This window comes from Bradyrhizobium sp. USDA 4502 (assembly GCF_054063355.1).
Map to the genome: position 1 here is coordinate 9,227,524 of NZ_JBSSGF010000001.1, position 17,972 is coordinate 9,245,495.

Below are 17,972 nucleotides of genomic sequence, written 5' to 3' on the forward strand. Positions count from 1 at the left end.
AGACCGTACGGCAAGCCGTACGGTCTGTTGCGACTTCACAGATTATGCGGCCCGCAAAAGCGGGAAGGACATAACGGCGTCCCGCTTCATCCGTTACTGCACCCGCTCGTCGGCCACCTTCTTGACGGTCGAGAGCTCTGTCGTGACGACGCGAAGTTCCACATCCCTTTCAGCAGCCTTCGTGCTGGTGGCAGTCAGTGCGGCGAGTTGCCTGTTGAATGCCGCTTCTCCGGCAACTTCAGCTGCGGTGGAACCCGCGGCTGCAGCAGCAGTACCAGCTGCGCCACCTGCAGTCGAGGAATGGGACGCACCAACCTTATCAGCCATATTGTCTCTCCTGTTTGTTCGAACATTGCCGCGACTTGCGGCTCTCATTTTCCTGACACCGCAACATGCGAGGTCAGGAATCCTCCTCTGTCTCGGCCATGGTATCGTCGAACTTGCCCATTGCACTACTTGCAAGTTGGAAAACGACGGAGCCGAGAGCGACGTTGAACGCTTGCTGCATAGCGGCGGCTTGCGAGCCAGCGTCTGGACTAGACGTGCCGCCATCTACGGGAGCTCCTGCACCAGTCGATCGACCATGATCATCGTGCTCACCAGGGCTCCGGGATCCCTTTTTGGCGCCGCCAGCCGCATGGAGGTCGGTATCAAGGTGCCCAGCGCCGCTTGTGCTGGAAATACGCATCGGGTGTCTCCTACTTCAAACTTCGTTCGTGCGGTGGAAGGAGTCTCCATCATGTTTACTATGCAAGCGTTAGCTTTCGACAAGCTGACGAGCCGCAGAAAATACAGTGAGCTCATTGACGCTGCTTCTGCTCAGGTGGCCTCATATGTCGGCACTAGGCCGGCGAAAGCTGCAGATCAGAGAGTTGGTACAAGAACCTCGCTGATGTGGCACTTGATCAGGCAGCCCGCTGATCATTCAAGCGCAGCTTTGGTGAGCGGAATGTAAGCGCCAGGACGGATAAAATGGGCTTGATCATTGATGTAGCCCAATCTGAGGGGAGGAATACTCGCAACTCGTTCGGCAATTTATTTGCCTCGAGCGACTCAGCGACTTGTCTCCATCCCCGCTCCAGGGCGGCAGGTTAAAGGTGCTTATACGCGTCAGAAACGAAGCGCGATCCTCCAGTTCCGCTCGTGGCAAACCCATAAAAATCGGTCCACTTTATCGGACACGATCGGGAGGCGTCGGAGACAAGGACCTTGAGCCTCACGAATCACTCATGTGGTCTCGATCCGACGGCGTAAACTGGTGAGGTTTGCAGCTCCGCCCGGTTGGTGGCGGCGTAAAGTTGACAGCTCGCGACGGGTGGCGCCATCAGTACGGCGAGATCCATCAGTACGGCGAGATCTTCGCGTTGGCATACGCGATGTGAGAATGTCGGTCGGTCGCTCGAGTACAGCCGACAAATGCGCCGGTTTAGCTATCGCCAAATACGCTCGTCGGTGTAAGCATCGAATGTCGGCGGAGCTTGCGGAAGCTGCACCGCGCGGACGACTGTGCGCGCGGTGGCCTCGCAAGCTAGCCTTTCGTTCCAGCTTCACCCTGTGTCGATAGCGCCGCTACGACTAGGCGTAGGCACCTGCAGCTTGCGTGCGCTCGGATTCAATCCGTGCCTTGAGGTTATCCAGATAGTTCTCCGCGTAGGACTGAGCCATCGACACCGGCAGGTTGATGCCGGCCGTCGCCGCTTCTTGAATTGCCTGCTTCACCAAGCCTTCCCGTATCGCTATCTTGACCTCGGGGCCGGCGATGCAGCCCACGGCCTGCGCCGCGAGACTGAGCCCGGCTTCCGCCAGCGCCTGTTTTATGTTGCCACCGGTGATCGCGGTGTGCAGAAGATTTGCAGCTTGCGCCTCGGCCTCCATCACCATTGAAGCAAGATCGGCCAGCTCACCCAGCCCTGGAATAAAGCCGAGTACACCAACGGCCGTCGCTGTCCAGTCGAGCAGCTTCGAGCCGACCTTCAGCACGTCATCAAGTGCATGCATGAGGGCGCCACCGTTCTTCTTGGGAGACTTGATGTCGGGCTGGTCTGCCACGCCATCCATCATGTCCGCGGTAGCCTCCTGTTCGGCAGGCGTTTGAGCGGCATGCGTCTTCAACTGCGGAGCAGCGCGGTTCGCACCAGACATGTTATTGAAGAACTGCTTGAAATCATTTCCGCTGATGTTTCCGGAATCAACCGTGTGGCCGCCGCCGAAGTCGAAAAACTTGTGGTGGGTTTTGTAGCCGGTAATCGCGTTGTTCATCAACCCAAACAGCACAGGATCCGAGAGCAGCTGGGAGGCCGCTTTTCGTACCTCGGGAGAAAGATTCTTGTCGTCCACCATACTCGCGAGCTTTTCCCGGGTCAGAACGCCATTTCCAAAGAAGGCGTCCTGGTTGTTGTTAATCGTGTCTAGTGTGCTCAGCTCGGGTCGGCTGAGACTCATCGATGATGAAGCGACCTGCAAAAAGTCCTCTTTGTGGACCTTATCGATCGAGCCGCCGTATAACTGCTTCCATTGATCCGGGTGGTCGAGAAAATATTGAGCCGCCGCGAGGACCTGTGGGGGGCATTTGCCAATGTCGGCGTTGCCGTCCACGATGTGTCTGAAATCCGCAAGGCTCAAGTTCTTGGGCAGGTTATCGGAATAGCGGTAGAGCTCGCGCATGGCATCGGTCAGGGTCATGACCGATGGCTCACCATTTCCGGTCCCGTCGGATGGTATGTAGTTCTGCTCGTAGGTCCGCGCCCGCTGCTCTTGGAACGCGGCAACTTGGGGGTGGTGATCGGAAAAGCCGCAGAGATCGCCCACCTTGATCTTGCCGCCACAGCGGCCGTCGCCTTGCGAACCGATCGCATAAAAGAGCTCCGGGTCCTGTTGCAGCGCTTCGATCGCCGCCTTTAGATCCGGCGGTGTCGAGGGATCGTTGGCCAAATCTCCCAGGGACTTCCAATCAAGCGGACATTTGTCCTTGTGGCGGTTCAGGACAGAGACAATCTGCAGTTCCGCATTAGTCAGCGTGCCACCATTCCAGGTGATCCTTGAGCTTTGTACGGGTGCCTCCGCAATGATTGGGCTGCTCGCAGCACAGGACGGCTGTGGGTCATCCTGATATCCATCCAGTGCCGCCCTAATCTCTGGTGGAAGAATACTCCGCGTCTCCCGCGTGAGTTCCTCTGTCAGTTGCTGGGCTGCGTCTGTCGGCACCGGCTCCTGCGGTGCGGAATGATCGCTAGTCGCGTCCTTCGACGCGAGGCTGACCAACATCGCCTGAAAGCTGGAAAAGTCCTGCGCCGAAGAGGGCGGGGCGGGCATTCCGGGTAAAGCCACAGTTGAATTGGCGGTTGGCGATAGGTCGACTGACATTATACGTTCTCCGATTTAAGGGTGCACCACAAGACGGTCACCTAGTTGCGGCCCGAGATCGCGACGAACAAGGAGTGTTGAGCGGCAGAGTTCAACAGGTCCTACCACTTGCATCCTGTTGCTCGGTGCGCCTCCAGCGCTCAGTTCCGCGACCATCCATGGGGACACCGCCGTCTTCACGCCGTATGCTAGGACGGACAAGCTTTCGAGAAGCTGACGGCGCTCAGACGATTTCGACACGATTGATGACATGGCCTTGCCAGTAAGGCCGGACGGATTTTCAATGCCGGTGTCAGCTTTGTATGGTTGCGTTGACTTGGCCTGGTGCAATTCCCGTCTGCCGATCCGCAGCATTCGTTGATTTGGTCTAACGATCTCGCAAGATCTCCGGAGCATCTCAAGATGGGGCACTGGTTTCGCGCTCGATGATCATCAGGTGACGAAGGCTCGTCAGCTTTCGGTCAGCTTGCGTTTCTAGGGTGCTGGCCCATTCGCGCTCACGAAGGTGCCAATCTCATCACGTGACAAAACGGTTCTTCTCATGTTGCCTGCCGTTGCCTCGATCTCTCTCAACCCGGCTGAATGGTTCTCCAGCGGCTGTTTATCGGTGCGGGACCAGTTTCATGATAGTCTTGCGCAGGCAGCTTCGAAGCAAGGTGCAGCTTCGTGGGCCTGCCGCCTGGCATCCGGCAGGTAAACCGGAAGGTAGGGATCATTTCGATTCGGCCTTGACGAACCTGTGGGGTGTTGGCGATCGCGTCATTCAGGTTTCGCTCATCTCCAAGGGCGCCGGCGCCGTCAGCTTATCTCTGAATAAGCTTCTATCGGTGGGCTGAGCGGGCTGATGGTTTCTTCGCACAACAGCAGGATCGCTCGCGCCGCGACGCGCAGAGGGGGTGATGCGCTTGTTCACTTGCCACTTCTGCTACCGCATCGGCGGATGTAAGGGCCTACACCCTATATAACCAAAGTGCAGGCGGGTACGAAGGCAACAGCCGTCGAGCTGCTTGCAAATGAGAGGAGACATTGCGTTGCGGATAGATTTCTCGCGCATCAATCGGTCTAAAGCTGCATTCCACGATATTTATGCTTCGGATGATCCGAGGGCATATTTCTCGGTCCTCGGAGACCTGGATTATATGATACCGGACGTGGCTGAGCCGGTTGTGCGCCAAATACTGGCAGCGAAAGCTTCGGCCACCGGCCTCAAGCCCGTCGTGCTCGATGTTGGTTGTTCGTACGGTATCAATGCAGCGGTGCATCGCTTTCCGCTGACCTTCGCGGGCTTGCGTCACCGCTACGCCCGGCGTGAGATGAGAGCGATCAGCTCTGAGACATTGGTGAGTCTCGATCGCAGTTTCTATGCAGCCTGGCCTGATGTCGGGTTGGCACGCTTTATCGGCCTCGATGTGTCGGCAGCGGCGGTCAGCTATGCGAAGAATGTTGGCCTTTTAGAGCAGGGCATTGTCGCTGACCTTGAAAAGGAGGCGCTATCGATGGACAGCGCGCGCATTCTCCGCTCCGTGGATGTTATCATGTCGACCGGATGCATCGGCTACGTTACCGAGAAGACGTTCGGCGAGATTCTCGATGCGGCAGAGAAGCAACCATGGATCATCTCCTTCGTGCTACGAATGTTCCCATTTGAATCGCTCGCCGCGACGTTCGCAAACCGTGGTCTTGTGACAGAACGTCTTGCCGGCGCAACGTTTATCCAGCGTCGCTTTCGCGATGCTGAAGAATTTGAGAGCTGTTTGGCCAGCTTGGCGGCCCTTGGCGTGGATGCCACCGGCCTCGAATCGGAAGGGCTGTTTCACGCCGATCTGATCTTGTCTCGCCCCGAGGCGGATGCGCGCGCCATGCCTTTGGAAGACATTGTCACTGTCGCCAGCGGCAGGGGACGGCCGATCGGACCCCGTTACGTTCATGTTGAAAGTAAGGAGGGCTTGCAGGTCGCGCTGGAGCCGTGACAGGCGTGGGACCACTGTGCAGCGCGATTCGGTTCGGGGCTGGATGCAAGGCCATTCCGGTCGACGGCGCGCCAGAGCCGATGTTGTTCGCCCGCGAGTGGATAACGAATTCGTCCAGATGCCATTGGTCGCGGCGAGCAGGAGCGCTGCGAATCAAATCAAGCGTCTGGCCGAATTGCTCCTCTACTGACGCGCCGTTTCTTAGATTCCATCAATGCGACGTGCGAGCCAGGAATTCCCTCGACCTTTGCGCAGGCTTGACGGAAACCGGTAATGCAGCCCAACGGCATATCCAATCACCTGCAGCAGAAGCCGACAGCGGCGACAAAGTCGTCCGGGCTTCGGTATGTTTTTGCGTTTCAATCTGGATCTCCCCAGTTGACGAATCCCGGCGAGTAGTGCCTATGTCTAGCCAGTCACGGTCTTCTGGCCCCAACATTTTGTAGGTCGGAAGCTAAGAGGGAACCCGGTGCGCCGAACGGCTACTCCGGGGCTGCCCCCGCAACTGTAAGCGGCGAGCGGTTGTCATCATGGTCACTGGCGCAGCACAGCGCCGGGAAGGCCGACAGCCGCGGCGACCCGCGAGCCAGGAGACCTGCCGCGACTGAACGAAAGTCCTCGGGCGGGGTGCCCCGTTGGGTCGCTTGCAGCCGGAGACGTTTGACCGGTTTCCTCGCAAGTCATCCGCGCAGTCCCCCCCGCCTAACATCGCGGGGTTGCCGATGTCGCCGTCTTACGATTTCGATCAGCATGGTCATCTCATTGAGGAGCCGGCGCGCGTGAGGTCGCAGCCATTGCAGGCAGAGCCCAGCGCGCCTGAGTTGTGTCTTGTGCCGCCGCCGTCGCCGGCCCCGCTGCCGTACCCCCTTGCGCCATCGCCAAAGCCGGCCGATCTCAAGCTCGATCGGACGCGCGACGACCTGTTGACGCCGTTCGGCAAGCTGACGCTGAGCGACCGTTATCTGCTCGCCGGCGAAATGATCCAGGACATGTTCGCGCGGGTGTCTTGCGCCTTCGCGGATGATGTTGCGCATGCCCAACGTCTCTACGATGCGATGTCTCGGCTGTGGTTCATGCCAGCCACACCGGTGCTCTCCAACGGCGGCACGACGCGCGGCCTGCCGATTTCCTGCTTCCTTAACTCGGTGTCGGACTCGCTCGAAGGCATCGTGGGCACCTGGAACGAGAACGTATGGCTTGCCTCTAACGGTGGCGGCATCGGCACCTACTGGGGCAATGTTCGCTCGATCGGCGAGCAGGTGAAGGGCGGCGTTACCTCAGGCATCATCCCGTTCATCCACGTCATGGACGGCCTGACGTTGGCGATCAGCCAGGGCTCGTTACGGCGCGGCTCGGCTGCGGTCTATCTCGATATCCACCATCCCGAGATCGAGGAGTTCCTCGAGATCCGCAAGGCGTCCGGCGACTTCAACCGCAAGAGTCTCAACCTGCATCACGGCATCAACGTCACCGATGAGTTCATGCGTGCCGTAGGCGCCGGCACTGCGTTCGCTCTGCGCAGTCCGAAGACCAAGGAGGTTATCCGCGAAATCGACGCCCGCCAGCTGTGGCAACGCATCCTGGAGAACCGGCTGCAGACGGGGGAGCCTTATCTCTTGTTCATCGATACAGTGAACCGCGCGCTCCCCAAGCACCAGCGCGAGCTCGGCCTCAAGGTCTCAACGTCCAACCTGTGCAGCGAAATTACCCTGCCGACCGGCATCGATCATCGCGACGAGGAGCGTACCGCCGTGTGCTGCCTGTCGTCGCTCAACCTCGAGACCTGGGACCAGTGGAACGAGGAGCCTGGCTTCATCGAGGACGTCATGCGCTTCCTCGACAACGTGCTGACCCACTTCATCACGGTGGCGCCGGGCGTCATGAAGCGTGCCCGCTACGCCGCCTTGCGTGAGCGTTCCGTCGGCCTTGGCGTCATGGGCTTCCACTCGTTCCTGCAGGCCAAGAGCATTCCGATGGAAAGCGTCGTGGCCAAGTCGTTCAATCTGAACATGTTCCGGAAAATCCGTCGCGATGCTGATGCGGCATCCGTGACGCTCGCGCGCGAGCGGGGGCCGTGCCCGGATGCCCTGGAACGAGGCGTGATGGCCCGCTTCAGCCATAAGATCGCGATCGCGCCGACCGCCTCGATAAGCATTATCTGCGGCGGCACCAGCGCTTGTGTAGAACCCATCCCGGCCAACATCTACACCCATAAGACCTTGTCCGGCGCCATCTCGGTGCGTAATCGGCATCTCGCCAAGCTGCTGGCCGCCAAGGGCGCCAATACTTCGGCGATCTGGCAGTCCATCATCGCCGCCGAGGGTTCGGTCGCCCATCTCGACATCCTCTCGGAAATCGAGAAAGCGGTCTTTCGCACCGCCTTCGAGATCGACCAGCGCTGGATCGTCGAACTTGCCGCCGACCGCGCCGCGTTCGTCTGCCAGAGCCAGTCGGTCAACCTCTATCTGCCGGCTGACGTCGATAAATGGGATCTTCACATGCTGCACTGGACGGCATGGAAGCGGGGGGTGAAGAGCCTCTACTACTGCCGTTCAAAATCTATTTCGCGCGCGGCGTTCGCCGGCGCCATCGCCGATGGCGACAAGGCTGCGCCCCCGCAACCATCGCAGCAGCGCACCGACTATGAGGAGTGCCTCGCATGTCAGTGATCGATCCCTCGTCCGTCGATCCGCGTACGCTGATCGGCAAGCAGCGCGTCGGCCTCCTCGACTCGACCGGCAGCTACGACGTTGATCGCTACGCCTGGGCTTACGAGTTCTGGAAGCGCCAGCAGCAGACCCATTGGATGGGGGAGGAGGTGCCGCTCGGCGCAGACCTCAAGGACTGGGCGTCGGACCGCGTCACCGACAACGAACGTGCGCTGCTCACCCAGATCTTCCGTTTCTTCACTCAATCGGACATCGAGGTCGGCGACAACTATCTTAAGCGCTACATCCCGATTTTCCAGCCGCTCACCGTCCAGATGATGATTGCAGCTTTCACCAACATGGAGACGGTCCACATCGATGCCTATGCGCTACTGCTCAAAACGCTCGGTATGCCCAAAACCGAGTTCGAGGCATTCCGCGGCTATGCCGAGATGCGCGCGAAGGCCGACTACATGCACGAGTTCGGCGTCGGCACCGTGGCCGATGTCGCCCGGACGTTGGCGATGTTCGGCGCCTTCACCGAAGGCATGGCGTTGTTCGCGAGCTTCGCGATGCTGCTCAACTTTCCGCGCCACAACAAGATGAACGGTATGGGACAGATCGTAAGCTGGTCAGTGCGCGACGAGAGCCTGCATTGTGAGGGCATCATAAAGCTGTTTCACGAATGGCACCGCGAAACTGGCGCGGTGACGCGCTCCGTCCGTGACGATATCATCGACGTCGCCAAGACCATGGTGAAGCTGGAGGAGAACTTCGTCGACCTCGCCTTTGGCCTCGGCGAGATCGAGGGTATGAATCCCGAGCAGATCCATGCCTACGTCCGCTACGTCGCCGACTGGCGACTGACCCAGCTGCGGATTGCCCCGGTATTCGGCTTCTTCGAGGCTAAGGAGGGCGGGTTCATCCGGCTCAAGGCACATCCGCTGCCATGGCTCGTGGAGATTCTCAACGGTGTCGAGCACGCCAATTTCTTCGAGCAGCGCGCCACGGAATACTCCAAGGCGGCGAGCCGCGGCAGCTGGGATGGCGAAGACGGGGTGTGGGCAGCTTTCGGCCGGACGTAGTCATGCTGGAGCTAATCATCAAGGGCGATTGTGCATGTGACGATCGCGTTGATGATCAAGGCTGCCGACTTCGTGGCGTCGGCACAGCGGGACGGAGAGACTAAAACGACAGGAGGACGGCTGCGATCGTTCATCTCGAGCGTGCAGCTATTCTGACTTGACCGATTCTGTAATGATCAAGTGGGCTTAAACCAGGTGAATGGCAATATTTGCCGGCTGCGGGCCCGTACCAACTGCTGCTGCCGTCGCAATTTTTAATCTATCCGCTTCCAGGACGTGGCCCAGCCAAGGTACGGCCCGTCCCTAGCGGATACGCGGATCTTCCTCAGAGTCGGAGTCCAAAGATCTATTTTCAGCCGGCTCTTCAGGCCAAAGGGTTTGGTCCAGCGACGGTGTAAGACGAATGAAGCCCTCTTCTCTCCATTCGGCTGTGTGAGGCACGCCGAGAAAGGTAAAAACCTTTGTGGGGTGGTCCTTGCTCGGCTTCACTCCGCTGCGCTCAAGCATATCGATCTGAGCGGCTGTGGCCGTTTGGCCAGTGAAAACCCAGTAATCCTTGGCGAGACGTCCGTTCAGCATCCGGAACTCGGAAAGTTCTGGTGGTGCAGTTTCGGACGGACCAGCCTGAGAGGGGCCCGCTTGCAATGGCCGAGCGTGGGTGGGACCGGCGTGCGATGGCCCGGCATGGGACGGTCCCTCCAGCAGTGGTCCAGCGTACGATGGCCCAGCGTGTGAAGGGCCGGCCACATTCTGCCATATCAGATCCTGATCGACACCAGGATGTGCCTCGATCGCCTGAGCGATCGTCTGCTGGGGGAGATATTGCGGGCTTTCCGGTTCTGGCGCGACGTGCTCCGCGCTTGGCGTAAACGGATCATTTTCCCGATCCAAGTCCAGCCAGGGATGCGCTAAATCCAGGTACGGAGAATAGGGGTGACCAGCATCCAAGTACGGTGAATAAGGATGACCTGCGTCCAAATATGGCGAATAGGCGCCTCCCTGCAGGACCGGCGGGGCTGCGTGCTGTGGCAGAGCACCAGCTTGCGCGCCACTGAGCCGCTGCTCAAAGCCGGTCGCGTCCATAGACGGTTCTGGTAAGTCGGGCTCTGGCCTCGTATTCGCTGGACCGATTGCATTGAAATCCATCCTGTTACTCCTTTTCGATGATGGAGCGGATCGAGCGAGACATGCCCTGCGGCTCTGACGCAGCCGGTTCGAAGGCTCTCATCGATATTTGAGGCCCCGAGCTTCCGTCAAAGATGGCGCTTGCCAGCTTCCGCTCGCGTCAAGGGTGGCTGGTTGCCCACATCCGTTGCGGTCGGTAGGAGGCCCCGCCGTCCAGCGTCCGCACGCCCATGGGAGCATTAGCTTTCGAAAAGCTGACGATCAGAAGGACTTGAGCCGATGCAGATTGGATCGACTTCGGCTCAAGCTGCCTCGCATCAATTAGGTCATTTCTGGCCTGTGTCAGCTCCACGCACGGTGCCGTCCTGACGCGGCGCGTCGGACGCATAATGCCCTTCCGGGCGCCCATCCCGAATAACCACGCTGGAGGAACCACGAAACAACATCAAAACGGAATCCCGCGGCGGCCTTTCGGCGATGGCGGGATTGCGCCGCGCCTGCTCCTCCGCCACAAGACCCTTCAGCGTCTGGTCCACCAGCGCGATGAAGCGTGGCGGACCCGAAGCCAGGACAAGACCATCCCCCGGCGCCGGCTTCACGATATAGCGCTCATCGGAGATGTTGAGCGCCTCGAGCGCGGTCTTGAACGCATCGAAGCTGATCGGGTTCAACACAATCAGCCGGCTCTGCGCCTCGTGGGCTGCGGATATGTAAAGCACGAGGCCGTCGTAGTACCATTGAAGATTGTACAGGTTGGTCAGACGCTCGAGGAAGTCGCGCGGCGGCAGGTCCGGCATTCGCCCGCGAATCCGGCCCTTCACTTCAGTGCTGACATTGACCCTGATATTGAGATTGTTGCCGAACTCCTGCAGCGCGGCAGCAAGGTCCTGATCGAGAACCGTATAGCTATAAGGAGTCGAAGGCAGCGACAGGGGCGCGCCAAACGCGCTCACCATTGCAAGACAAATGAGAGCTCCGGCATAGAGACTGCTCTTCAAACTTTGCGCCATCGTGGATCGAACGAGCATTCCCGAAGGCCTTCCACCTGAGAATTAAACCTGGAATTTCGTTCCAGCTTGGAAGCCAAACGTGATCATTAGATGGCGTAATAACCTCCATCTTCGTCAGGTTTTCGTCAGCTCACCAATCTACAGATTTTGATCTGTTCATCCGTCGAGAACGCTTGGTCTCACCAGCGAGCACAATGACTCCTTATATGATGTTAGGCGCAACGCCGATCTCTCCCAATTCAGCCGACTGCCTTTCCAATGCCTGTTCGCCGGCAGCTCCCGTCGAGCAGGCACACTTTGAGCAGTCTCTTGCGCAAGCGGTCTCAAGTCAGGGGCCTGCCTCACCAGTCGCGGACAGAGCTGCAGTCGTTTCGCCGGTACTGGAGGTGCAGCGCACGAACACGCTGGCGGTGCCGCCGGGCGATCGCGTTCTTCAAACTCTTTCCACCATGTACCACAGCCATGCCGTTGCTCCCGCGGTCGGTGGCGCGTCTTCTGCTGCGAGTGCCGTACAAGCCGGCCCCGCCGCGCGGCCGCTGTTGCCGCCGGTCGACATCAGCGCGCATGCGGCGGTTAAACCGGTGGCTGCGGATTTCGATTCGATGATGGTAAATCTACGGGATGTCTACCGGGACGTCGTTCAGGTTTCCCTCGTCTCCAAGAGCACCAGCGCCGTGAGCTCCTCGTTGAACAAGCTGCTATCGGCGGGCTGAGTGGAGCTGATGCCTGGTGTGATGCACAGTGGGGGTTGCGGCCGCCGTCAATGGTGGCGGCGGCTTCGCATTTGCCTTGCTCTGCCGCTTCTTGTTCCGTTGATCGGCTGCAAGGCTGATCTCTACAGCAAGATTCAGGAGCGTGAGGCCAATGAGATGCTTGCGCTTCTCCTTGGCAAGGGTGTCGATGCTGTTCGCGTTGTCGCCAAGGATGGAACCAGCACGATCCAGGTCGAGGAAAGGCAGCTTGCATATTCGATTGACCTGCTCAATGTTGAGGGGCTGCCGCGTCAATCTTTCAAGAATCTCGGCGAGGTATTCAAGGGATCGGGCCTCGTTGCCTCCCCGATCGAGGAGCGCGCCCGTTACGTTTATGCCCTCAGCGAAGAATTGTCGCGCACCATTAGCGACATCGATGGCGTCCTTTCGGCGCGGGTGCACGTGGTTCTGCCGAAGAACGATCTTCTGCGGCAAGACGCCACCCCATCGTCGGCGTCGGTTTTCATCCGACATGGTTCGAACGCCAAGCTCTCGGCGCTGTTGCCTCAGATCAAGATGCTCGTCGCCAACAGCATCGAAGGGCTGTCTTACGACAAGGTGGCTGTGGTCTTTGTGCCGGTTGAGCGAGCGCCGCTTGAGCAGCCGGCGCAGTCGGCAGCCGCTTCGTCTCAATCAACAAGGCCGGCTTCAACGCCGTGGCTTGCGCTTGGGGTCGGGGGCGCAAGCGCCGCATTCGTCATTGCATCTTATCTGTTGCTTGGCGCGCGTCTTCGTCAGTTCGGTCAATCATCGCGCAAACTTACCATGTTCGGCAGGCGTTCGAATGTGACCGCTGTCCAGGCTGCTGGCAAAAAGATCACCTCCGATGCGACATAACCAGGACGCTCATGTCGTCATCGATATCACCCACCGAACCCAATCGTTCGATCACGCTGGCTTCAGAACGGCTGCGCGAGCTTATTGCCTCGATCCATCCGAGCCGTTTTGCCGCGTGTCTCGATCCGCTGCTGTCGCCCGCCACATTACTCCGACTGCAGCAGAGTTCCAGGTTGCAGCCAAGGCTGGCCGAGCTGCTGCTCGGCAGCGACGTGGATGTGAGCGGAGCTGGCTGGAACGACGACCTTCTGCTCGGGCATGATCCGCGTCGGGCTGCGCTGCTCGCCGGCGGTATCTGGCATGCTCATTCCGTCCTGAAGCTGGTTTCAAAGCGCGATCTTTCGATCTTGGTCGAGATGATCGGTGCCGAAGCGCATGCCTTCGCCATCCGGCATTTACCCAGTGCGGTTGCAACAGCACTCATTGCCGATCCGGAACACCTGTCGCGACAGATTGAACGCGATGGACATGCCTGTCTGGGCGCCTGGCTCGACCGGGCTCCAGCGATTGAGCGTATCCGCGTGCTTCTACGCTTGCCTCGTGGGACGGCCGCGGACAATCCGGCGGCTGAGCACCATCGTGCTTCAGGCCCGCTGCTTTCCTTGGTTGTGGCCCATTTGGGGACGGAGGCTGCCACGGTATGACAGTCGACTTCCCAGCATTGCCTGTGGCCCCACAGATCCGTCCGCTTGGGCCCCTGATCCCGGCAGCCGAGCTCGAGATCTGGCATGACGCCGTGCACGCGCGGGCCACTGCTGAGCGGCATCTGCAGCGTGTTCGCGGCTGGGGACGCAAAGCTTTTGAGCGGGAACGGGCGCGCGGCCATGCGGAGGGGGTAAAAACGGGCGCAGAGGAAATCGCACGCCTGATTGCGCAGGCTGCTTGCGAACTCGCGCAGCGAAAGGCCGTTCTAGAACAAGAATTGCCCGAGCTGGTCATCGAGATCGTGCGAGATTTGCTCGGCGCCTTTGATCCGGGCGAGATGCTGGTGCGCAGCGTTCGTCACGCGATTGAGCAAAAGTACAAGAACACGGAAGTCTGCCTTCACGTGTCCCCCCTGAAAGCCGATCTGCTTGCCAATGAATTCGCAGCCTACAACGGACAGGAGGGCCGGCCCAAGGTCAGGATCGAGCCGGATCCGGCGCTCACGGCGGACCAATGTGTCTTGTGGAGCGAGTTTGGCAATGTCGATCTCGGACTTGCCGCGCAGCTCCGTGCGCTTCGTGTGGGGTTTGGCTTGCCGTCGCAGGAAGGTGGACCGTGACCGCGCAACGATCGACCCATGGTGCTGCGGCTGAAGAAGAGGCTGTCCACGCCGCACTGTCTTCCTTGAGATCTTCCGCCAAGCATATCGACACGCGTGCCGTCCGCGGCCGGATCACGAAGGCTATCGGTACGCTGCTCCATGCCGTCTTGCCGGAAGCCCGGGTTGGGGAGCTATGCCTGCTGCAGGACCCCCGCAGCGGGTGGTCGCTCGAGGCGGAGGTGATCGGCTTGTTGCCGGACGGGGTGTTGCTCACACCGATCGGTGACATGGTCGGCTTGTCCAACCGTGCCGAGGTCGTCACGACTGGGCGAATGCAGGAAGTTCCGGTCGGCCCCGATTTGCTCGGCCGCGTGATCGACAGTTTCGGTCGTCCACTCGATGGTAAGGGGCCAATAAAGGCTGGCGAAGTGCGCCCGCTGCGCGGCAAGGCGCCCAACCCCATGAAACGGCGAGGTATCGAGCAGCCTTTCCCACTCGGCGTTCGTGTCCTAGATGGGCTTCTGACATGTGGTGAAGGCCAGCGGATCGGAATCTATGGGGACGCCGGTTGCGGCAAGTCGACGCTGATGTCGCAAATCGTCAAAGGCGCAGCCGCCGACGTCACGATTGTCGCGCTGATCGGCGAACGTGGCAGAGAGGTACGTGAATTCATCGAACGTCATCTTGGCGAGGCACTCCGCCGTTCGGTCGTCGTCGTGGAAACCTCCGACCGTTCGGCGATGGAGCGGGCACAATGCGCCCATATGGCGACGGCGCTGGCCGAATACTTTCGTGATCAGGGGCTGCGCGTCGTTCTGATGATGGATTCCTTGACGCGCTTTAGTCGTGCGATGCGCGAGATCGGCCTTGCCGCGGGAGAGCCTCCGACCCGGCGCGGATTTCCGCCCTCCGTCTTTGCTCTGCTGCCGGGTCTGTTGGAGCGGGCCGGCATGGGCGAGCAGGGCTCCATCACGGCCTTTTATACCGTGCTAGTCGAAGGTGACGGCACGGGCGATCCAATCGCCGAAGAATCGCGCGGCATTCTCGACGGACACATCATTCTTTCGCGTGCGCTGGCTTCGCGGGAGCATTTTCCGGCCATCGACGTGCTGTCGAGCCGAAGCCGCGTCATGGATGCGGTCGTGTCTGTGCCGCATCGCAAGGCGGCATCCTTCTTTCGTGATCAGCTCTCGCGCTACGCCGAGGCCGAGTTTTTGATCAAGGTCGGCGAATATAAGCAAGGCGCTGATCCGCTGACCGACCGGGCGATCGCCTCGATTGAGGAGTTGCGGACGTTCCTGCGTCAAGGCCAGGACGAGGCGTGCAAATTTGAGGAGACGATCGCATGGATGTCACGTTTGACCGCCTGAACACCGCTCATGCGTCGAAATTGCGGGCGGTGAAGGACATGAGGGAGCGAAGCGCCCTTCGTGAACTGTCCGACATGGAAGCCAAGCGCCGCATCGCAGGTGAAGCCGTCGAACAGGCTTCCGAGCAGCTTGCCAATACCGAAAGACACCGCGCAAGGGTCGAAGCCGAGCTTTATCGGGAGATGTTATCGGCCGATGCGATATCCGTCAGCGAGCTCGAGCGCCGCCATCATCTTATCATTGGGCGGCTCACAGAGGATATCGCGGCGGCGCAGCTACTTCTTGACAAGGCGCACACCGCTCAGGATCAGGCCGAGGCGGCGGTCCGTGAGGCGCGGACGCTATGGGCCAAACGTTCCGCTGCGTGCCACAAATGGCAAGAGATCGAGCGTAATGTTGAGCGCATCACCAATGCTCATGTTGAAGCCGCGGCGGAAATCGAAGCCGATGATGAGGTGTTGCTTCGCTACCGCAGAGGCGCCCCCGTCCAAGCGGGAGGCGAGCCGAGCTGATGGCCAATTCTCCTTTGCCGGTGTGCTGCGATGGGCAGGCGCCGCCTGCGACACAGAGGCTGGGTGGGCCCGTACCATTCAGGCCACAGCTGACCCTATCTCGTGCTGTGGTCTCTTGGCTCAATGAGATCGCAGCTTTCCGCGGACCTCTGCAAAGCCGTTTCGGCGATAAGCCGCTATCGCTGCGCATGGTCAGGCTTGTCTGGCAGGTCGAGCCACCTGAGACATCGATGCTTGACTGCGTCTTTGACGCAGGCGGCGAAACGCTCGTCCTGTCCTTGCCCAGGTCGTTTGCCGAAGCGCTGATTGCGACGGTGCAGAATGGCCTGACCTTACCTTCCGAGCCAACGCGTTCGCTGGTCCTTGAACTCGCGCTAGACCCGTTGCTCTCTTCTCTGGAGCAGCTGACGCAGCGGCATTTGCAGCTTCTCCGCACCGATGAAGCGGCGAAATCAGGTCCATTCCTTGAGTTCGATGTCGCCTATGGGCCGCTCACGAGCAAGGTTCGCCTGCTCCTATTCTCGTCTCTTGACGGTCTGGTTCCGCCAGCTTTCGGCGTCCTAGGTGAATTGCTTGGCCGATTGCCGCGACAGACGCCTAAGCTTCGCCCTGAACTCCCTGTGATCGTTGCAGGCGAGGTTGGCTCGCTCCGCATTACAATCGGCCTTGTTCGTCAAGCCCAGCAAGGCGATGCGCTGCTGCCGGACGCAATTTACCTTGCTCGTGGCCAGATCATCCTCACTGCCGGCACTTTGTGGGCCCCTGCGGAGGTTGCCGGCGACCGACTGGTCCTGCGGGGACCATTCCGCTCGCAATCTCACCCCTCGAAAAGTGGACACATGACGACACAATCCCAAGCCCAGCAGCCTCCCTCCGAGGCCGATATCGACAGCCTCGAGATCACACTCGTATTCGAATGCGGCCGCTGGCCGATGCCGATTGGAACCTTGCGGAGCATCAACGAAGGCCATGTGTTCGAACTCGGCCGGTCGCTTGACGGCCCAGTTGATATCCTTGCCAACGGGCAGCGCATCGGCCGTGGCGATATCGTGCGGGTCGGCGACGAACTTGCCGTCAGATTACGTGGCAGGTTGGCGGTCAATGACTGAGATTCAACCCAGCATCCTCGCGCTTCTGGCGATCACGGTCGGTCTTGGCCTGCTCGCCTTCGCCGTCGTGACGACGACCGCCTTCATAAAGGTCTCCGTTGTGCTTTTCCTGGTGCGCAACGCGCTCGGGACTCAATCGATACCGCCCAATATCGTCCTGTATGGGGCGGCACTGATCCTGACCGTCTTCATCAGCGCGCCGGTGTTTGAGCAGACCTACAACCGCCTGACGGATCCGCAACTCCGCTACCAAACATTTGATGACTGGGTAACAGCCGCCAAGGAGGGGCAGGAGCCGCTGCGCGCGCATTTGAAGAAGTTCACCAATGAAGAGCAGCGCCGGTTTTTCCTGTCATCGACCGAACATGTCTGGTCGGAGGAGATGCGCGGCAGCGCCACGGCTGATGATTTTGTGATTCTTGTGCCGTCGTTCTTGATCTCGGAGCTCAAGCGCGGCTTCGAAATCGGCTTTCTTCTTTATCTTCCCTTTATCACCATCGACCTGATCGTCACGACGATTTTGATGGCCATGGGCATGTCGATGGTGTCGCCGACAGTGATATCTGTTCCCTTCAAGCTCTTTTTGTTCGTTACCATTGATGGCTGGTCACGTCTCATGCACGGGCTGGTTTTGAGCTACACGACGCCGGGAGGTTGATAATGAACGAAGCCAGCATCCTCAAGTACCTGAGCGAATCGCTCGTGCTTTTCATGATCTGGGTTCTGCCGCCGCTCCTGGCAGCCCTGATCTCGGGATTGATCATCGGCCTCATCCAGGCGGCAACCCAGCTCCAAGATCAAACCTTACCCCTGACGGTGAAGCTTCTCGTCGTCGTCGCCGTACTCGCCGGGTTCTCTCCGGTCCTCAGCGCTCCGCTCATCGAGCAGGCCGAACGCATTTTCAGCGAGTTTCCTGCACTCACCGCAAGATACTAGCAGGGCTTG

18 protein-coding genes and 1 riboswitch are annotated in these 17,972 nt (G+C 59.7%); of the genes, 14 read left to right on the forward strand and 4 right to left on the reverse strand.

The window, feature by feature from the left end; translation table 11 throughout:
• Positions 1–93 precede the first annotated feature (93 nt).
• Entirely contained in the window at positions 94–327 is a 234-nt protein-coding gene (locus tag ACVW1B_RS42965) for a hypothetical protein (protein WP_069280658.1), read from the reverse strand.
• A 256-nt stretch (positions 328–583) separates the two neighbouring features.
• Between ACVW1B_RS42965 and ACVW1B_RS42970 the strand changes: the two genes are divergently transcribed.
• On the forward strand, positions 584–955 hold the full coding sequence (locus ACVW1B_RS42970) for a hypothetical protein (protein ID WP_069280061.1): 372 nt from the start codon (positions 584–586) through the stop codon (positions 953–955).
• A gap of 620 nt (positions 956–1,575) precedes the next feature.
• On the opposite strand, the gene ACVW1B_RS42975 is transcribed toward ACVW1B_RS42970, so the two are convergent.
• Positions 1,576–3,363, reverse strand: coding sequence for an HrpF/NolX family T3SS translocon protein (locus ACVW1B_RS42975; protein WP_375167006.1), 1,788 nt, complete (start codon positions 3,361–3,363; stop codon positions 1,576–1,578).
• Between the two features lie 623 nt (positions 3,364–3,986).
• Between ACVW1B_RS42975 and ACVW1B_RS42980 the strand changes: the two genes are divergently transcribed.
• The 4 genes from ACVW1B_RS42980 (at position 3,987) to ACVW1B_RS42995 (ending at position 9,066) form a co-directional block, all read left to right on the forward strand.
• Complete coding sequence (locus ACVW1B_RS42980) at positions 3,987–4,199, forward strand: nodulation protein NolB (RefSeq protein ID WP_253588032.1); 213 nt, start codon at positions 3,987–3,989, stop codon at positions 4,197–4,199.
• A 177-nt stretch (positions 4,200–4,376) separates the two neighbouring features.
• Positions 4,377–5,333 carry a class I SAM-dependent methyltransferase gene (locus ACVW1B_RS42985; RefSeq protein WP_176731416.1) on the forward strand — a complete coding sequence of 319 codons (957 nt, stop codon included), beginning with the start codon at positions 4,377–4,379 and terminating at the stop codon, positions 5,331–5,333.
• Positions 5,334–5,735: 402 nt separating this feature from the next.
• A riboswitch (cobalamin riboswitch) is annotated at positions 5,736–5,950 on the forward strand.
• Between the two features lie 162 nt (positions 5,951–6,112).
• Positions 6,113–8,002, forward strand: coding sequence for a ribonucleoside-diphosphate reductase subunit alpha (locus tag ACVW1B_RS42990; protein WP_253603960.1), 1,890 nt, complete (start codon positions 6,113–6,115; stop codon positions 8,000–8,002).
• Positions 7,993–9,066 carry a ribonucleotide-diphosphate reductase subunit beta gene (locus tag ACVW1B_RS42995; RefSeq protein WP_253603958.1) on the forward strand — a complete coding sequence of 358 codons (1,074 nt, stop codon included), beginning with the start codon at positions 7,993–7,995 and terminating at the stop codon, positions 9,064–9,066. The genes ACVW1B_RS42990 and ACVW1B_RS42995 overlap by 10 nt, the downstream gene beginning before the upstream one ends.
• Positions 9,067–9,369: 303 nt before the next feature.
• Here ACVW1B_RS42995 and ACVW1B_RS43000 read toward each other — a convergent pair whose 3' ends face one another.
• Together ACVW1B_RS43000 and ACVW1B_RS43005 are read right to left on the reverse strand one after the other, a co-directional pair.
• Positions 9,370–10,212, reverse strand: coding sequence for a hypothetical protein (locus ACVW1B_RS43000; RefSeq protein WP_253603956.1), 843 nt, complete (start codon positions 10,210–10,212; stop codon positions 9,370–9,372).
• Positions 10,213–10,517: 305 nt separating this feature from the next.
• Positions 10,518–11,219 carry a secretin N-terminal domain-containing protein gene (locus tag ACVW1B_RS43005; protein WP_375167005.1) on the reverse strand — a complete coding sequence of 234 codons (702 nt, stop codon included), beginning with the start codon at positions 11,217–11,219 and terminating at the stop codon, positions 10,518–10,520.
• Between the two features lie 191 nt (positions 11,220–11,410).
• On the opposite strand from ACVW1B_RS43005, the gene ACVW1B_RS43010 reads away from it, so the two are divergent.
• From ACVW1B_RS43010 to ACVW1B_RS43050, 9 genes are all read left to right on the forward strand, one after another.
• Complete coding sequence (locus ACVW1B_RS43010; protein ID WP_245314107.1) at positions 11,411–11,914, forward strand: nodulation protein NolB; 504 nt, start codon at positions 11,411–11,413, stop codon at positions 11,912–11,914.
• Positions 11,915–11,923: 9 nt separating this feature from the next.
• Positions 11,924–12,790: a type III secretion system inner membrane ring lipoprotein SctJ gene (sctJ, locus tag ACVW1B_RS43015; RefSeq protein WP_069280074.1), complete on the forward strand. Its 867-nt coding sequence runs from the start codon at positions 11,924–11,926 to the stop codon at positions 12,788–12,790.
• Positions 12,791–12,801: 11 nt separating this feature from the next.
• A complete protein-coding gene (locus tag ACVW1B_RS43020; protein WP_081334766.1) occupies positions 12,802–13,434 on the forward strand; it encodes a nodulation protein NolU in 633 nt (210 codons plus the stop codon).
• Positions 13,431–14,054, forward strand: a complete 624-nt coding sequence (gene sctL / locus ACVW1B_RS43025; protein ID WP_069280057.1) for a type III secretion system stator protein SctL — start codon at positions 13,431–13,433, stop codon at positions 14,052–14,054. The genes ACVW1B_RS43020 and sctL overlap by 4 nt, the downstream gene beginning before the upstream one ends.
• A complete protein-coding gene (gene sctN / locus ACVW1B_RS43030) occupies positions 14,051–15,406 on the forward strand; it encodes a type III secretion system ATPase SctN (protein ID WP_069280056.1) in 1,356 nt (451 codons plus the stop codon). The genes sctL and sctN overlap by 4 nt, the downstream gene beginning before the upstream one ends.
• On the forward strand, positions 15,382–15,918 hold the full coding sequence (locus ACVW1B_RS43035; protein ID WP_069280055.1) for a hypothetical protein: 537 nt from the start codon (positions 15,382–15,384) through the stop codon (positions 15,916–15,918). Before sctN ends, ACVW1B_RS43035 begins: the two co-directional genes overlap by 25 nt.
• 107 nt (positions 15,919–16,025) lie before the next feature.
• On the forward strand, positions 16,026–17,027 hold the full coding sequence (sctQ, locus tag ACVW1B_RS43040; protein ID WP_081334767.1) for a type III secretion system cytoplasmic ring protein SctQ: 1,002 nt from the start codon (positions 16,026–16,028) through the stop codon (positions 17,025–17,027).
• The gene (gene sctR, locus ACVW1B_RS43045) at positions 17,020–17,685 is read left to right on the forward strand and encodes a type III secretion system export apparatus subunit SctR (protein WP_028343882.1); all 666 of its coding nucleotides are present in this window, start codon (positions 17,020–17,022) and stop codon (positions 17,683–17,685) included. Before sctQ ends, sctR begins: the two co-directional genes overlap by 8 nt.
• 2 nt (positions 17,686–17,687) lie before the next feature.
• Entirely contained in the window at positions 17,688–17,963 is a 276-nt protein-coding gene (locus ACVW1B_RS43050) for an EscS/YscS/HrcS family type III secretion system export apparatus protein (RefSeq protein WP_057018251.1), read from the forward strand.
• Positions 17,964–17,972 lie beyond the last annotated feature (9 nt).

Coding starts and splice junctions, on each gene's coding strand:
- ACVW1B_RS43000 (WP_253603956.1), bottom strand. CDS start 10,212: ATGGATTTCAATGCAATCGGTCCAGCGAATACGAGGCCAGAGCCCGAC.
- ACVW1B_RS42985 (WP_176731416.1), top strand. CDS start 4,377: ATGAGAGGAGACATTGCGTTGCGGATAGATTTCTCGCGCATCAATCGG.
- ACVW1B_RS42970 (WP_069280061.1), top strand. CDS start 584: ATGATCATCGTGCTCACCAGGGCTCCGGGATCCCTTTTTGGCGCCGCC.
- sctJ (WP_069280074.1), top strand. CDS start 11,924: ATGCCTGGTGTGATGCACAGTGGGGGTTGCGGCCGCCGTCAATGGTGG.
- ACVW1B_RS43035 (WP_069280055.1), top strand. CDS start 15,382: ATGGATGTCACGTTTGACCGCCTGAACACCGCTCATGCGTCGAAATTG.
- ACVW1B_RS43005 (WP_375167005.1), bottom strand. CDS start 11,219: ATGCTCGTTCGATCCACGATGGCGCAAAGTTTGAAGAGCAGTCTCTAT.
- ACVW1B_RS42980 (WP_253588032.1), top strand. CDS start 3,987: ATGATAGTCTTGCGCAGGCAGCTTCGAAGCAAGGTGCAGCTTCGTGGG.
- sctR (WP_028343882.1), top strand. CDS start 17,020: ATGACTGAGATTCAACCCAGCATCCTCGCGCTTCTGGCGATCACGGTC.
- ACVW1B_RS42995 (WP_253603958.1), top strand. CDS start 7,993: ATGTCAGTGATCGATCCCTCGTCCGTCGATCCGCGTACGCTGATCGGC.
- ACVW1B_RS43020 (WP_081334766.1), top strand. CDS start 12,802: ATGTCGTCATCGATATCACCCACCGAACCCAATCGTTCGATCACGCTG.
- sctL (WP_069280057.1), top strand. CDS start 13,431: ATGACAGTCGACTTCCCAGCATTGCCTGTGGCCCCACAGATCCGTCCG.
- ACVW1B_RS42965 (WP_069280658.1), bottom strand. CDS start 327: ATGGCTGATAAGGTTGGTGCGTCCCATTCCTCGACTGCAGGTGGCGCA.
- ACVW1B_RS43050 (WP_057018251.1), top strand. CDS start 17,688: ATGAACGAAGCCAGCATCCTCAAGTACCTGAGCGAATCGCTCGTGCTT.
- ACVW1B_RS43010 (WP_245314107.1), top strand. CDS start 11,411: ATGTTAGGCGCAACGCCGATCTCTCCCAATTCAGCCGACTGCCTTTCC.
- ACVW1B_RS42975 (WP_375167006.1), bottom strand. CDS start 3,363: ATGTCAGTCGACCTATCGCCAACCGCCAATTCAACTGTGGCTTTACCC.